This is a genomic window from Pseudomonas sp. NFACC56-3 (assembly GCF_900100025.1).
Taxonomy (GTDB): domain Bacteria; phylum Pseudomonadota; class Gammaproteobacteria; order Pseudomonadales; family Pseudomonadaceae; genus Aquipseudomonas; species Aquipseudomonas fluorescens_AA.
The window spans coordinates 398,997-413,091 of record NZ_FMTK01000002.1 but is presented as its reverse complement, the minus strand read 5'-3'; the positions used below and the strand labels follow the sequence as shown (position 1 = coordinate 413,091).

The following is a 14,095-nucleotide window of genomic DNA, read 5'->3' as shown; positions in this document are numbered from 1 at the left end:
GGTCATGGGCAGGCGCTGATTGTCGCATGAAGATTAATCGCCGTCGGCTCTTCTGTGCGATCGGTTTATTCGGGACAATCGGGCCTTTGTCACAGGGAGTCGGGAATGGCTGTGCGCTGGGATATTTTTTGCACCGTCGTCGATAACTATGGCGACATCGGTGTCACTTGGCGCTTGGCTCGGCAATTGGTGGCCGAGCACCGATGCGCGGTGCGGCTGTGGGTCGACGACCTGCGTGCTTTCGAACGGCTGTGTCCGCAAATCGATATCGCCCTGTCCGAGCAATGGCAGCAGGGCGTGCAGGTGTGCCACTGGCCCGCGCACTGGCAGCCCACTGAGGCCGCCGAGGTGGTGGTCGCCGCGTTTGCCTGCCAGTTGCCGAGTGCCTACATGGAAGCGATGGCCGAGCGCCAGACGACGCCCTTGTGGATGAACCTCGATTATTTGAGCGCCGAGGACTGGGTGATCGGTTGCCATGGCTTACCGTCAGTCAAATACAAGCACGTGCAGAAATATTTCTTTTTTCCGGGCTTTCGGGAGGGAACGGGTGGCTTGCTGCGTGAGGCCGGTCTGCTGGAGCGCCGTCGACAATTCCAGCAGGATGCCGAAGCGCAACGCAGTTTCCTGCAGGGATTGGGCATCGAGCGGGCGCCCCAAGCCTGCCTGATCTCGCTGTTTGCCTACGAGAACGCCGGGCTGGCGAGCTGGTTCGACGCGATGGCAGCCGATACCCAGGCATTTCATGTGCTGGTTCCCGAAGGGCGAGTGTTGGGCGACGTCGAGCGTTGGCTCGGTGTCGAAGGCCTGAAGGTCGGTGCGCTGCATCGACGTGGCGCACTGACGGTGCAGGTGCTGCCGTTCGTTTGCCAGGATCAGTACGACCAGTTGCTGTGGTGCTGTGATTTCAACGCCGTGCGCGGCGAAGACTCCTTCGTGCGCGCGCAATGGGCCGGTCGGCCGCTGCTCTGGCATATCTACCAGCAGGAAGAAGACGTCCACCTGGAAAAGCTCGAGGCATTTCTCAGGCTCTACAATCAGGGGCTTTCACCGGCCGCGCAAAAAGCGACCAGCGGTCTCTGGCGGGCCTGGAATGCCGGCCAGGACATGGCCGAGCATTGGAAAAGCAGCCGCGAACACCAGCGGGAACTGGCCGAACATGCCCAGGCGTGGTGTCTGGAACAGGCCTCGCGACCCGATCTTGCCGCAGCGCTGGTGAAGTTTTATGTAAATTGGATATGATACGCGGCCTAGATTTTTGTAAATCCCATCCAAATTCGGATATTCGCAATGAAAACTGGTAAAGAACTGAAACCCGGGACCGTGATCCGTCTCGAAAACGATCCTTGGCTGGTTCAGAAAGCTGAGTTCACCAAGTCGGGTCGTAACAGCGCGATCATGAAGACCAAGCTGAAGAACCTGCTGACCGGTTACAAGACCGAGATCGTCTACAGCGCCGACGACAAACTGGACGACGTGATCCTCGACCGCAAAGAAGCGACCCTGTCCTTCATCAGCGGTGACACCTACACGTTCATGGACACCACTGACTACACCATGTACGAGCTGAACGCCGAAGACATCGAAAGCGTTCTGCCATTCATCGAAGAAGGCATGACCGACGTCTGCGAAGCCGTGTTCTTCGAAGAGCGCCTGGTTTCCGTAGAGCTGCCGACCACCATCGTGCGTCAGGTTGACTACACCGAAGGTTCCGCTCGCGGTGACACTTCCGGCAAGGTCATGAAGCCTGCCAAACTGAAGAACGGTACCGAGCTGTCGGTCGCTGACTTCATCGAAATCGGCGACATGATCGAGATCGATACCCGCGATGGCGGTTCCTACAAAGGCCGCGCCAAGTAAGCGAAGCCTTCTGTATGAAAAAGCCCGACCATTGAGTCGGGCTTTTTTATTTCAGGACTGAATACCAGATCCCGTGGCGAGGGAGCTTGCTCCCGCTGGGCTGCGAAGCAGCCCCAACCCAAGCAACCCAATCACTCAGTCATACCTGGATTACGACTGCTGCGCAGCCGAGTGGGAGCAAGCCTCCTCGCCGCAAAGGTTTCTCCTGGTTCCATCATCACTTCAAGTGCTGCTTGAGTTCTTCGGACACCTGCAACATCGCCGAACGCACCGCTGGCACCTGGCTGACCACGTTGAGCAAGCCATAGTCGTGGATCATGCCGTTGTAGCGCACGGCCGTGACGGGCACACCGGCCGCGTCCAGTTTGCGGGCATAGGCTTCGCCTTCATCGCGCAAGACATCGGCCTCGGCGGTCTGCACCAGCGCTGGGGGCAGGCCCTTGAGTTGTGCGGTGCTGGCCCGCAGTGGCGAGGCATAGATCTCGCCGCGTTGCCCGGCATCGGTGGTGTAGTTGTCCCAGAACCACTTCATCATGTTTTTACTGAGGAAGTGTTCTTCGGCGAACTGGTTGTAGGACGCCGTCTCGAAGCTGGCATCGGTCACCGGCCACAGCAATGCCTGGAAACGGATCGCCGGCGTACCTTTGTCCTTCGCCATCAAGGCCACGACGGCCGCCATGTTGCCGCCGACGCTGTTGCCCACCACGGCCAGGCGCTTGCCATCGACGTTGATTTGCTTGCCGTGCTCGGCCACCCATTTCGTCGCGGCGTAAGCCTGGTTGATCGCCACCGGGTAATGCGCCTCGGGTGAAGGCGTGTAGTTGACGAACACCGCGACGGCACCGGACCCCGCCACCAGATCCCGGACCAGTCGTTCGTGGGTCGGGAAGTCGCCCAGTACCCAGCCACCGCCGTGGAAGAACATGAACACCGGCAACTCACCCTTGACCCCGGCGGGGCGAACGATGGTCAGGCTGATCGGCTGGCCATCGACCTGGATGGTTTTCTCGCTGACGTCGGCCTTGGGCAAGGTCAACTTTACTCCCGCCTGGGCGCCCACCAGGACGGCACGGGCGTCCTTGGGCGACAGCTGCTCCAGTGGTTTGCCGGTACCGGCATTGAGTACGTCGAGAAACGCCTGGGTGTTGTGTTCGACGATGCCGTCGGCGAAGGCACCGCTGACGCTGAGGGCGAGAAGGGTGCCGGTCAGGGCTTTGCTGAATGTGTTCATGTGCATCTCCTTAAGTTCTCGGGGTCAGGGTAGGGGGTCAGACGGTCACGTGCAGGCGCACATCCACGTTGCCGCGGGTGGCGTTGGAGTACGGGCAGACGTGATGAGCCGCGTCCACCAGGCTTTGCGCGTCGGCCTGGTCCAGCCCAGGCAGGCTGATGTGCAGGTCGATGTCGAGGCCGAAACCATCGGGGATCTGGCCGATGCCGACGTGGGCGGTAATCGAGGCGTCGTCCGGGATCTTGCGTTTGCTCTGGCTGGCCACGAATTTCAGGGCGCCGATGAAGCAGGCCGAGTAGCCGGCGGCGAACAATTGCTCAGGGTTGGTCGCCGCACCGCCCGCGCCGCCGAGTGCCTTGGGCGTAGCGAGTTTGACGTCGAGGATGTTGTCACTGGAAATCGCACGACCGTCACGGCCGCCGGTGGAAGTTGCGATTGCGGTGTAGAGCGTTTGCATGATGGGAGCCTCGTTTCTGGGTTGATTTGTTTGCGCTAAATATTTGCGCACCAAGTAGGTGTGAGGAGAATGTATAGCGCTAATATTTTGCGCGCAAGTTAATTTTTCGAGGTGAGTAAGAAAAATCAAGCTGAGAAGGCTTGTAACCCTTGATATAGAGCGGTTTCTTGATGTTTAAAGTTTTTTCAGCTGTGGGCTGGTAGGGAGGCCGCTATCGCGAGCAAGCTCGCTCCCACAGGAGGTGGGAGTGGGCCGTAAATCCAATGTGGGAGCGAGCTTGCTCGCGATAGCGGTGGGTCAGTAGGCGGGGATATCGGATGTACCGGCGCCTTCGCGAGCGAGCCCGTTCCCACAGGGGGCTGTGAGCGCCGCAAATCCAATGTGGGAGCGAGCTTGCTCGCGATAGCGGTGGGTCAGTAGGCGCGGATACCGGATGTACCGGCGTCTTCGCGAGCGAGCCCGCTCCCGCAGGGGGAGTCAGAGGCTGTCTTGCAAATGCCCGCGTAGCGCTTGCAGGTCATGTTGCAGCTTCTTCAGCTGTTCCAGGGTCTGGCCGCTGGCGGCGAGGATGCATTGGGGGATGTCGAGGGCTTTTTCCCGCAGGGCACGGCCCTGTTCGGTGAGTTCGACAATGACCACACGTTCGTCCTCACGGCTGCGGGTGCGGCTCAACAGGCCTTCGGCCTCCAGGCGCTTGAGCAATGGGGTCAACGAGCCGGGGTCGGTAAGCAGGCGTGTGCTGATTTCACCGACGGTCAATCCGTCCTTTTCCCACAGCACCATCATCGCCAGGTATTGCGGATAGGTCAGGCCCAGGGCCTGGAGCAGCGGCTTATAGACCTTGGTCATCAGCAGCGACGTGGAGTGCAGGGCGAAACAGACCTGGTTGTCGAGCAACAGGGCTTCGCAGGCTTCGGGGGTGTCGCGCAGGGTGTTCATGGCAAAACCTTCAATCAATGATCGTTACGAATCTAGCGGGCGAATCTTTAATGCGCCAGATAATTCTGACATTTCGGATAGATGTTACGTTTCCCCGCTGGCGCCGACTGCGTAGGATAAGCGCCTGAGGAAAAGGGGAGAGTCTTCTGTGTTCGAATTTGCACTGTTCTTGGTGTTTGGTGCCTTGTTGGGCACCTTGGGGGGATTGTTCGGGATCGGTGGCGGCCTGATTGCCATTCCGGTGCTGGGTGTCTGGTTCGGCCTCGACCAGCAAATGGCCCAAGGGACGGCGCTGGTCATGGTGGTGCCCAATGTCATGCTTGCGTTGTGGCGCTACCACCAGCGCAATCGCATCGAATTGCGCCATGTCCTGCCGTTGGCTTCCATGGGGTTCTGCTTTGCCTGGCTTGGCTCGATCTGGGCCGTGGGGATCGATGCCGATAGCATGCGGATCGGCTTCGTGGCGTTCCTGATCGCGCTGACGCTCTACAACCTGGTTCGCATGTTCGCCGCCACCGCACCTGCTTCGGCGCAAATGCGGTATGGCTGGCCGTGGCTCGGTGTGCTGGGCGCCGCATCCGGCACCATGGGCGGTCTGTTCGGTGTCGGTGGGGCCGTTGTCGCCACCCCGATCCTGACCAGCATTTTTGGCACCAGCCAGGTGGTTGCCCAAGGCTTGTCCCTGGCGCTGGCCTTGCCCAGTACCGGCGTGACCCTCGCCACGTATGCGTTTCACCACGAAGTGGACTGGAGCATCGGCCTGCCGCTGGCGGTCGGTGGCCTGCTGAGCATCAGTTGGGGAGTGAAAGTCGCCCACGCCTTGCCGGAGCGGCTGTTGCGCGGGCTGTTCTGCGGTTTCCTGGTGCTGTGCGCGGTGTTGCTCGCCTTTAAAGTTTGAAACCTTCGACGATGTGTTCGGCCAGGCACTCGGTGATCGGCGACGGGTTATGCAGGTTGCGGATCAGCATGATGCTGGCCTCGGGCAGTTCCGGCAGGTCTTCGGCCTCGCCCAGTACGCGCATGTCCGGGGTCAGCAGGCTTTCCAGTTGCGCCGTGATTGCCAGGCCGGCGCCCACCACCGCCATGAGCGCCGACAGGCTCGAGCTGTTGTACGCCACGCGATAATCGCGGCCCATGGCATCCAGCGCATTGCAGGCCCATTGTCGGCAGAAACAATCGCTGTTGAACATTGCCAGCGGCAGCGGCGTTTGTTCATGGACGTTGAAGCAGGCGGCTTCGGCCCAGACAAAACGCTCCTTGCGCAGCAACTGGCCGATTTCGTCCCCCGGTTTACGGGTGACGATGGACAGGTCCAGGTCCTGGCGCAGCAGCAACTGCTTGGACGACTCGCAGTGCACTTCGATTTCGATCAGCGGATAGAACTGGGCGAAGCGTTGCAGGATGCCCGGCAGGAAACGCATCACGTAATCGTCCGGCGTGCCGATGCGCACCGTGCCGACCATGTGCGGTTCGCGCAGGGTATTGAACACCTCGCTGTGCAGCTTGAGGATCCGCCGGGCGTAACCCAGCAGCACCTGGCCTTCGGCGGTGAGCTTGACCTGGCGCCCGTCGCGTTCGAACAGCCGTCGCTGCAAGACGTCTTCTTCCAGCCGCTTCATCTGCATGCTCACGGCTGACTGGGTGCGATTGACCAATTCCCCGGCCCGAGTGAAACCGCCCTGGTCGGCGATGGCGACAAAGGTACGCAGCACTTCCGTATCGATGCTCGGGTAACTCGACAATTGATCAATCTCCGAGATGTATTGCATAAGAAACATTCGTTGGATTGATCTTAGCGTTAGCGCGAGACTTGAGCCATCCCCAACGGAGGACATCACGATGAAAGGTCAAAAAGGTTATCTACTGATAGACAAACTCTCCCACGGCTTTTCCATCAGCGCCTTGCTGCACAAGTTTAGCCGCTGGTACGAATTGCACCACGAACGCGAACTGCTGGCCGGAATGAGCGACGAGGCGCTCAAGGACATCGGCGTGAGTCGTGCCGACGTGGAGCGGGAAGTGGTTCGGCCATTCTGGGATGACCCCATGCACAAATGAGCCATCCTTTCCTACACAAACCCCTTATTGGTGAGGTAGGTTGCGAGCAGACAAGGAGATCTCCATGCCCGCGACTGTGTCCTTTACCCTCAAACAGGCCCGGCGTCTGGCGTTGGCCGCCCAAGGATTCGATGGGCGGTCGCCGCCAGCTTCGGTGCAATCCTCGCGCCTCAACCGTCTGATCGAACGCCTCGGCGTCCTGCAGATCGACTCCGTCAATGCGCTGGTGCGCTCGCATTATCTCCCGTTGTTCTCCCGCCTCGGTCACTACCCTCGCGATTTGCTCGATCAAGCCGCCTGGAGCCAGGGCCGACGCCGCACGCTGTTCGAATATTGGGGCCATGAAGCGTCGCTGCTGCCGATGTCCATGTATCCACTGATGCGCTGGCGCATGGATCGGGCGTCCCGCGGCGAGGGCATCTACCAGCAATTGGCGCGTTTCGGCCATGAACGCCAGGATGTCATCCGTCGCGTCCTGGCGTCGGTCCAGGAGCAGGGCGCCCTGGGCGCCGGCAGCTTGTCCACGCGCGAGGAGAAGGCCGGGCCCTGGTGGGACTGGAGCGCAGAGAAACATGCGCTGGAATGGCTATTCGCGGCGGGCGAAGTCACGGTGGCGGGGCGGCGTGGGTTCGAGCGGCTCTACGACTTGCCGGAGCGGGTGTTCCCGGCCTCGGTCCTGCAACAGCCCCGGCCGGACGAGGCCCAGGCCCAGCGCGCCTTGTTGCTGCATGCCGCCGAGGCCTTGGGCGTCGCTACCGAGAAGGACCTGCGCGACTACTTTCGTCTGGGGCCGACCGACAGTCGCATGCGACTGGCCGAGTTGGAAGAGGCCGGCGAACTGTTGCGCTGTGAGGTGCAAGGCTGGAAGCAACCGGCCTGGTGCCGACCCGCGGCGAAGATCCCTCGCAAAGTAGCGGCCAGTGCCTTGTTGTCGCCGTTCGATTCGCTGGTCTGGGAGCGCAGCCGTACCGAACGACTGTTCGATTTCCGCTATCGGCTGGAGATCTACACCCCTGTCCACAAGCGGATGTACGGCTATTACGTATTGCCTTTCTTGCACAATGAACGCATCGCTGCTCGGGTGGACCTGCGGGCGGAGCGGGCCCTGGGTCGATTGGCTGTGCATGCGGTGCACGAGGAAGAGCCGGGGCTGGACGAGGAGGGCGTGCAGGCCTTGGCGATTAATCTGCGGCGCATGGCCGATTGGCTGGGGTTGGAGCAGGTCCAGCTTAACTGCCAGCGGGTGGGTGGGGTTCGGTTGGCGGTGGTGTTGGCTGAAATCGGAGCTGGCTGAGCTGGCCCCTTCGCGGGCAAGCCCGCTCCCACAGTTGGCCGGCGGTGAACATGATTTTTGTGTTCGACCCAGTCCAATGTGGGAGCGGGCTTGCCCCCGAAGGCGGTCGTTCAGTCGCTGTACGCTGAAAGATTCACCGCCGAACCTGCTTCAACGTCTCCGCAATCAGGAACGCCAGCTCCAGCGATTGATCGGCATTCATCCGCGGATCGCAATGGGTGTGGTAGCGGTCCGAGAGCCCGTCCTCGGTAATCGGTCGCGCGCCGCCGATGCATTCGGTGACGTTTTGCCCGGTCATTTCGATGTGAATCCCGCCGGCATAGGTGCCTTCGGCTTCGTGGACCTGGAAGAACTGCTTCACTTCGCCGAGGATCTGCGCGAAGTCCCGGGTCTTGTAGCCGCTGCTGGCCTTGATGGTGTTGCCGTGCATCGGGTCGGAGCTCCACAGCACCTGCTTGCCTTCACGTTGCACGGCGCGTAACAGCGGCGGCAAGTGTTCGCCGACCTTGTTGGCGCCCATCCGGGCAATCAGGTTCAGCCGGCCGGGGTCGTTTTCCGGGTTGAGTACGTCGATCAGGCGGATCAGGTCGTCCGGGTCCATGCTCGGGCCGACCTTGACCCCGATCGGGTTGTTCACCCCGCGCAGGAATTCCACATGGGCACCGTCCAACTGACGGGTGCGGTCGCCGATCCACAGCATGTGGGCCGAGCAGTCGTAATAGTCGTTGGTCAGGCTGTCACGGCGCACGAAGGCTTCTTCGTAATTGAGCAGCAGCGCTTCGTGGGCGGTGAAGAAACTGGTTTCGCGCAGTTGCGGCGAGCTGTCCATGCCGCAGGCGCGCATGAATGCCAGGGTTTCGTCGATGCGGTCGGCCAGGTGGCTGTATTTTTCCGCCAGGGCCGAGTTGGCGATGAAGTCCAGGTTCCACTGGTGCACTTGGTGCAGATCGGCGAACCCGCCCTGGGCGAAGGCGCGCAGCAGGTTCAAGGTGGCGGTGGACTGGTGGTAGGACTGCAACAACCGCTCCGGGTCCGGTACGCGGCTTTTTTCGTCGAAACCGATACCGTTGACGATGTCGCCTCGGTACGCCGGTAGGGTCACGCCGTCGATGGTTTCGTCGTTGGCCGAGCGCGGCTTGGCGAACTGCCCGGCCATGCGCCCGACCTTGACCACCGGGCAGCCGGCGGCAAAGGTCATGACGATCGCCATCTGCAAGAGCACCTTGAAGGTGTCGCGGATCTTGGCCGCCGAGAACTCGGCAAAGCTTTCGGCGCAGTCGCCGCCTTGCAGCAGGAACGCCCGGCCCCGGGTCACTTCGGCGAACTGACGGCGCAACTCCCGGGCTTCACCGGCAAACACCAATGGCGGATAACTGGCCAGGGTCTGCTCCACCTGCAATAGGTGCGCGGCGTCAGGGTAACGGGGTTGCTGCTGGATCGGCAGGGCGCGCCAGCTGTCAGGGCTCCAGGGTTGGCTCATCATGATCTCTAGGTGATTTACGCTCGGACGGCCATGTTATCAGCAAATTAGTACGTGACCTGTTCCGGTTGCTTCGCGGACAATCGCGTCCTTGTCCCGTATCCGCAGGCTCATGCCGGCACGGCAACCATCAGGAGATGAAATGACAGAGGAGCGCGTCGAGCATTTGCTCGCCGAGGTGCACGACGAGTTCGGCATGATTCGCGTATTCGAAGTGGCCGATTACCGGTTTCTGGAGTTTGGCGACGCCATCGAGCAAAGCTGCGTGTTCACAGCCGATCCGAGCTGGCTCGAATATGACTACACCCGCGCCATGCTCATCGGTGCGTTGTGTCACGAGCAGCCGGAAAGCGCGCTGTTCCTGGGGCTGGGTGCCGGTACGCTGACCCAGGCCTGCCTGAAATTCCTGCCACTGGAAGACGTCGAGGCCATCGAACTGCGTCCCGACGTGCCGCGCCTGGCCATCGAATACCTGGGTCTGGACGACGATCCGCGACTGTACATTCGCGTTGGCGATGCCTTGCAATTGCTTGAAACGGCGGAGCCGGCGGACCTGATTTTCGTCGACCTCTATACCGATGTCGGCCCAGGCGTCGGGCACTTGGCCTGGGGGTTCCTGGAAAACTGCCAGAAACGCCTCAACCCGGGCGGCTGGCTGGTGATCAACCAATGGGCCACCGACGATGGCAAGCCATTGGGCGCGGCGCTCTTGCGCGGTTTGTACCACCGGCACTATTGGGAACTGCCGGTGAAGGAGGGCAATGTGATCCTGATTGTGCCGGCGGACCTCGATCAGGAGCTGGACATGCAAGGACTGGTCGCCAGGGCCGAAGGGCTGGCGCCACGCTTGGGGTATTCGTTGCAGTCACTGATCAAGGCGATCCGGCCGGCGACCTGATCAAAGGCCCCCAAAACCTTTTTACAAGTGAGTTCCCCTGTGGCGAGGGAGCTTGCTCCCGCTGGGTCGCGAAGCGGCCCCCTTCGATTTCAGCTATCAACCCAGGCGTCTGCTTCGCAGCCGAGCGGGAGCAAGCTCCCGCGCCACAAGGGCAAAGTCGTCTGGAGATGAACCGTTTTAGCTGGCTGCCCCAAGGCCTTCTGACAGCGAGCCCCATAACGGGTCTGGCAATAAAAAAAGCTCCCTTTTCGGGCAAATTCCGGTATAGTGCGCGCCGGCCTTTAGCCGGGCCGCGTCAAGGTAGCGCAATTCTCCGAAGTCAGCTTCGGTTGCATGTCCGCACAACGGATGCTTCCACGACGTTCTTTTTCCATTCATTCGTTTTCGCAAATCCCCGCCGACAAAGCAGCCAGGGCGACTCTTGAGTCTCAACACGGCATGCGCAGCTTTGGAGCATGGGTCTTTGCGGATGCACTTAGAGGCAGACCCATGACCCAGGAAACCGGCGGCTTCGCCGCTTTTAATCTCAACCCGAACATTCTTGCTGCCGTCACCGCGACCGGCTACGAAGAACCTTCGGCGATTCAGCAGCAATCGATCCCGATCATCATGGCCGGCCACGACATGATCGGCCAGGCGCAAACCGGTACGGGTAAAACCGCTGCGTTCGCCCTGCCGATCCTGCATCGCATCGATCCTGCCAAGCGCGAACCGCAAGCCCTGATCCTGGCGCCAACCCGTGAGTTGGCGCTGCAAGTAGCCACCGCTTTCGAAACCTACTCCAAGCAAATGCCTGGCGTTACCGTTGTGGCCGTTTACGGCGGCGCCCCGATGGGCCCACAACTGAAAGCCATCCGTAATGGCGCGCAGATCGTTGTCGCCACTCCGGGGCGTCTGTGCGACCACCTGCGTCGTGACGAAAAAGTCCTGGCTACCGTGAACCACCTGGTGCTCGACGAAGCCGACGAGATGCTCAAGCTGGGCTTCATGGATGACCTGGAAGTCATCTTCAAGGCTCTGCCAGCGACCCGTCAGACTGTATTGTTCTCGGCCACCCTGCCGCAATCGATCCGTGCCATTGCCGAGCGCCACCTGCGCGATCCGCAACACGTGAAGATCCAGACCAAGACTCAGACCGTCACCGCGATCGAACAAGCTCACCTGCTGGTTCACGCCGACCAGAAGACTTCCGCCGTTCTCAGCTTGCTGGAAGTGGAAGACTTCGACGCCCTGATCATGTTCGTGCGCACCAAGCAAGCGACCCTGGACCTGGCCAGCGCCCTGGAAGCCAAAGGCTACAAAGCCGCCGCGCTGAACGGTGACATTGCCCAGAACCAGCGTGAGCGCGTGATCGACTCCCTCAAGGATGGCCGCCTGGACATCGTTGTGGCGACCGACGTCGCTGCCCGTGGCCTGGATGTTCCGCGCATCACCCACGTGTTCAACGTGGACATGCCGTACGATCCGGAATCCTACGTTCACCGTATCGGCCGTACCGGCCGTGCCGGTCGCGAAGGCCGCGCGCTGCTGCTGGTCACTCCACGTGAGCGCCGCATGCTGCAAGTGATCGAGCGTGTGACTGGCCAGAAGGTGGCTGAAGTTCGCCTGCCGGACGCCCAGGCCGTTCTCGATGCCCGCATCAAGAAACTGACCAACAGCCTGTCGCCCCTGGTGGCTGACGCCGAATCGACCCACGGCGAGCTGCTCGATCGCCTGACCGCCGACATCGGTTGCACCCCACGTGCCCTGGCCGCGGCACTGCTGCGCAAGGCCACCAATGGCCAGGCGCTGAACCTGGCTGCGATCGAGAAGGAACGTCCCCTGGTGCCGAACAACGCACCGCGTGGCGATCGTCCCGAGCGCACCGGTGATCGTCCGGACCGTGGTGATCGCGAGCGTCGTGCACCGATCCCGCTGGCCGAAGGTCGTGCGCGCTGCCGTACTGCGCTGGGTGCCCGTGACGGCATCGCCGCCAAGAACCTGCTGGGTGCCATCCTCAACGAAGGCGGCCTGGCCCGCGAAGCGATCGGCCGCATCCAGGTGCGTGACAGCTTCAGCCTGGTCGAGCTGCCGGAAGATGGTCTGGAGAAGTTGCTGACCAAGCTCAAAGACACCCGCGTCGCTGGCAAGCAGCTCAAGCTGCGTCGCTATCGCGAGGATTGATCGGCTCTTGGGCTGATTGATCTAACATGAAAAATCCCCGACGAGTTCGGGGATTTTTTTGCCTGTTGTTTGGAGTGCTTTCAGGGTGGAGGCCAATCGCGAGCAAGCTCGCTCCCACATTGGACTTGCGGCGCTCACAAAACCCTGTGGGAGCGAGCTTGCTCGCGATTGAAGCGACGCGGTCCGTCGGTCAATCGAACCGATAAATGTCCATCCCCAGCGTCCCCATCGTGAACCCCGTATGGGCAACACTGAATGTCCCACCGGCACCCCGGGCAAAATACAGCGGCAACAAGTGCTCATCACTGGGGTGGCTGCGCACGGCGTTGGGTGCCTGGCGACGGTAATCGTGCAGTGCGGGCTCGTCGTCGGCCGCCAGTTGCTCGACCATCCAGTCGCGAAAGGCCTTGGCCCAGGGTTCGACGCTGTCAGGGCCGGCGTTCCAGTCCAGGTCGCGCAGGTTGTGGGTGATGCTGCCGGAGCCGATCAGCAAGACGCCCTCTTGGCGCAGGCTCGCCAGGGCCTGGCCGACCTGTGTCTGCAACACCGGTCCCTGGTGGCTGGGCAGGGAAACCTGCACCACCGGAATGTCGGCCTCGGGGTACATCAACGACAATGGCACCCAGGCGCCATGGTCGAACGGCCGTTGAGGGTCGAGACGGGCCGGCAGGTGCGCGGCGTTGAGCATGTTCGCGACTTGCGTCGCCAGTCGCGGATCGCCAGGCGCGGGGTACTGCACCTCATACAGCGCCGCTGGAAAGCCGCCGAAGTCATGCCAGGTGCGCGGCTGCGGATTGGCGCTGACCAGCAGCTCGTTGCTTTCCCAGTGGGCGGACACGATGACGATGGCCTTGGGCTTGGGCAACTGTCCGGCCAGGCGAGCCAGTGCCGGGCCGCTGGCGCCGGGTTCCAGGGCAAGCATCGGTGAGCCATGGGAGATAAACAGGCTGGGCAGCATGGACGAACTCCTGAGCGTTAAGATGGGCTCATCTTCCGTCAGGTCTATGATCTAAATCTAATATAAGTTTTAGCGCGTTTTGATCGAATTTTTGGAGCGAATCATGGAGCCCGAGTTTTGGCACAAACGCTGGTCATCGAACCAGATCGGTTTTCATTTGCCGGAGGTGAACCCGTACCTGCAACATTTCTGGCCGCAACTGGGGTTGGAGCGGGGCAGTCGAGTGCTGGTGCCGTTGTGTGGCAAAAGCCTGGATCTGCTATGGCTTGCCCATCAGGGGTATTCGGTGTTGGGCGTGGAATTGTCGGAAAAAGCCACAACCGATTTTTTCCTTGAGCATCAGCTTGAGCCGAGCGTGAGCGAGGAGGGCGTATTCAAGGTCTTTCGTGGGGCTGATATCGAGATTCGCTGCGGTGATTTCTTTGCCCTGGATCGGGAGGATGTGGCCGATTGCACGGCGTTGTACGACCGCGCGGCGCTGATCGCCTTGCCAGCGCCGATGCGGGAACGGTACGCGGCTCATCTGCAGAGGATCTTGCCCAACGGCGTCGGGTTGTTGATTACCCTGGATTACAACCAGGATGAAATGCTTGGCCCGCCTTTTTCCGTGGGAAGCGATGAGGTGCAGCGGCTGCTGGGGGATGCCTGGCGGCTGGAGATCTTGCAGGAGCAGGATGTGCTGGGGGAAAGCTGGAAGTTCTTGCAGGCTGGGGTGACACGGTTGGATGAGCGGGTGTATCGGATTTCCAGTCGTTGATGC

General features: G+C 61.2%; 14 protein-coding genes. 8 read left to right on the top strand and 6 right to left on the bottom strand.

Annotated features, from left to right (window positions below):
* The first annotated feature begins 105 nt into the window (after positions 1-105).
* Positions 106-1,239, top strand: coding sequence for an elongation factor P maturation arginine rhamnosyltransferase EarP (gene earP, locus BLO80_RS04870; RefSeq protein ID WP_092327103.1), 1,134 nt, complete (start codon positions 106-108; stop codon positions 1,237-1,239).
* 48 nt (positions 1,240-1,287) lie between these two features.
* The gene (locus tag BLO80_RS04865; protein WP_092327101.1) at positions 1,288-1,857 is read left to right on the top strand and encodes an elongation factor P; all 570 of its coding nucleotides are present in this window, start codon (positions 1,288-1,290) and stop codon (positions 1,855-1,857) included.
* A 217-nt stretch (positions 1,858-2,074) separates the two neighbouring features.
* Here BLO80_RS04865 and BLO80_RS04860 read toward each other — a convergent pair whose 3' ends face one another.
* From BLO80_RS04860 to BLO80_RS04850, 3 genes are all read right to left on the bottom strand, one after another.
* Positions 2,075-3,088: an alpha/beta hydrolase gene (locus tag BLO80_RS04860; protein ID WP_092327100.1), complete on the bottom strand. Its 1,014-nt coding sequence runs from the start codon at positions 3,086-3,088 to the stop codon at positions 2,075-2,077.
* A gap of 37 nt (positions 3,089-3,125) precedes the next feature.
* Positions 3,126-3,545: an organic hydroperoxide resistance protein gene (locus BLO80_RS04855; protein ID WP_092327098.1), complete on the bottom strand. Its 420-nt coding sequence runs from the start codon at positions 3,543-3,545 to the stop codon at positions 3,126-3,128.
* Between the two features lie 477 nt (positions 3,546-4,022).
* Positions 4,023-4,484 (bottom strand): MarR family winged helix-turn-helix transcriptional regulator, encoded by a 462-nt coding sequence (locus BLO80_RS04850; RefSeq protein ID WP_060738541.1) that lies wholly within the window; start codon positions 4,482-4,484, stop codon positions 4,023-4,025.
* 148 nt (positions 4,485-4,632) lie between these two features.
* Between BLO80_RS04850 and BLO80_RS04845 the strand changes: the two genes are divergently transcribed.
* Complete coding sequence (locus tag BLO80_RS04845) at positions 4,633-5,382, top strand: sulfite exporter TauE/SafE family protein (RefSeq protein WP_092197618.1); 750 nt, start codon at positions 4,633-4,635, stop codon at positions 5,380-5,382.
* Here BLO80_RS04845 and BLO80_RS04840 read toward each other — a convergent pair.
* A complete protein-coding gene (locus BLO80_RS04840; protein WP_027912697.1) occupies positions 5,372-6,226 on the bottom strand; it encodes a LysR substrate-binding domain-containing protein in 855 nt (284 codons plus the stop codon). The two genes, BLO80_RS04845 and BLO80_RS04840, sit on opposite strands and share 11 nt — an antisense overlap.
* A 97-nt stretch (positions 6,227-6,323) precedes the next feature.
* Between BLO80_RS04840 and BLO80_RS04835 the strand changes: the two genes are divergently transcribed.
* On the top strand, positions 6,324-6,542 hold the full coding sequence (locus BLO80_RS04835; RefSeq protein ID WP_092327097.1) for a DUF1127 domain-containing protein: 219 nt from the start codon (positions 6,324-6,326) through the stop codon (positions 6,540-6,542).
* A 64-nt stretch (positions 6,543-6,606) separates the two neighbouring features.
* Complete coding sequence (locus BLO80_RS04830) at positions 6,607-7,836, top strand: winged helix-turn-helix domain-containing protein (RefSeq protein WP_092327096.1); 1,230 nt, start codon at positions 6,607-6,609, stop codon at positions 7,834-7,836.
* Between the two features lie 133 nt (positions 7,837-7,969).
* Here the strand turns inward: BLO80_RS04830 and BLO80_RS04825 are convergent, their stop codons facing one another.
* Complete coding sequence (locus BLO80_RS04825) at positions 7,970-9,316, bottom strand: class II 3-deoxy-7-phosphoheptulonate synthase (protein ID WP_092327094.1); 1,347 nt, start codon at positions 9,314-9,316, stop codon at positions 7,970-7,972.
* 142 nt (positions 9,317-9,458) lie between these two features.
* Here BLO80_RS04825 and BLO80_RS04820 point away from each other — a divergent pair, with 142 nt between their 5' ends.
* Together BLO80_RS04820 and BLO80_RS04810 are read left to right on the top strand one after the other, a co-directional pair.
* Positions 9,459-10,214, top strand: coding sequence for a spermidine synthase (locus BLO80_RS04820; protein ID WP_092166839.1), 756 nt, complete (start codon positions 9,459-9,461; stop codon positions 10,212-10,214).
* Between the two features lie 489 nt (positions 10,215-10,703).
* Entirely contained in the window at positions 10,704-12,377 is a 1,674-nt protein-coding gene (locus BLO80_RS04810; protein ID WP_092327093.1) for a DEAD/DEAH box helicase, read from the top strand.
* A 190-nt stretch (positions 12,378-12,567) separates the two neighbouring features.
* Here the strand turns inward: BLO80_RS04810 and BLO80_RS04805 are convergent, their stop codons facing one another.
* Positions 12,568-13,335: a DODA-type extradiol aromatic ring-opening family dioxygenase gene (locus BLO80_RS04805; RefSeq protein ID WP_092327091.1), complete on the bottom strand. Its 768-nt coding sequence runs from the start codon at positions 13,333-13,335 to the stop codon at positions 12,568-12,570.
* A gap of 103 nt (positions 13,336-13,438) precedes the next feature.
* Between BLO80_RS04805 and BLO80_RS04800 the strand changes: the two genes are divergently transcribed.
* A complete protein-coding gene (locus BLO80_RS04800; protein WP_092327090.1) occupies positions 13,439-14,092 on the top strand; it encodes a thiopurine S-methyltransferase in 654 nt (217 codons plus the stop codon).
* The last annotated feature ends 3 nt before the right edge of the window (positions 14,093-14,095 follow it).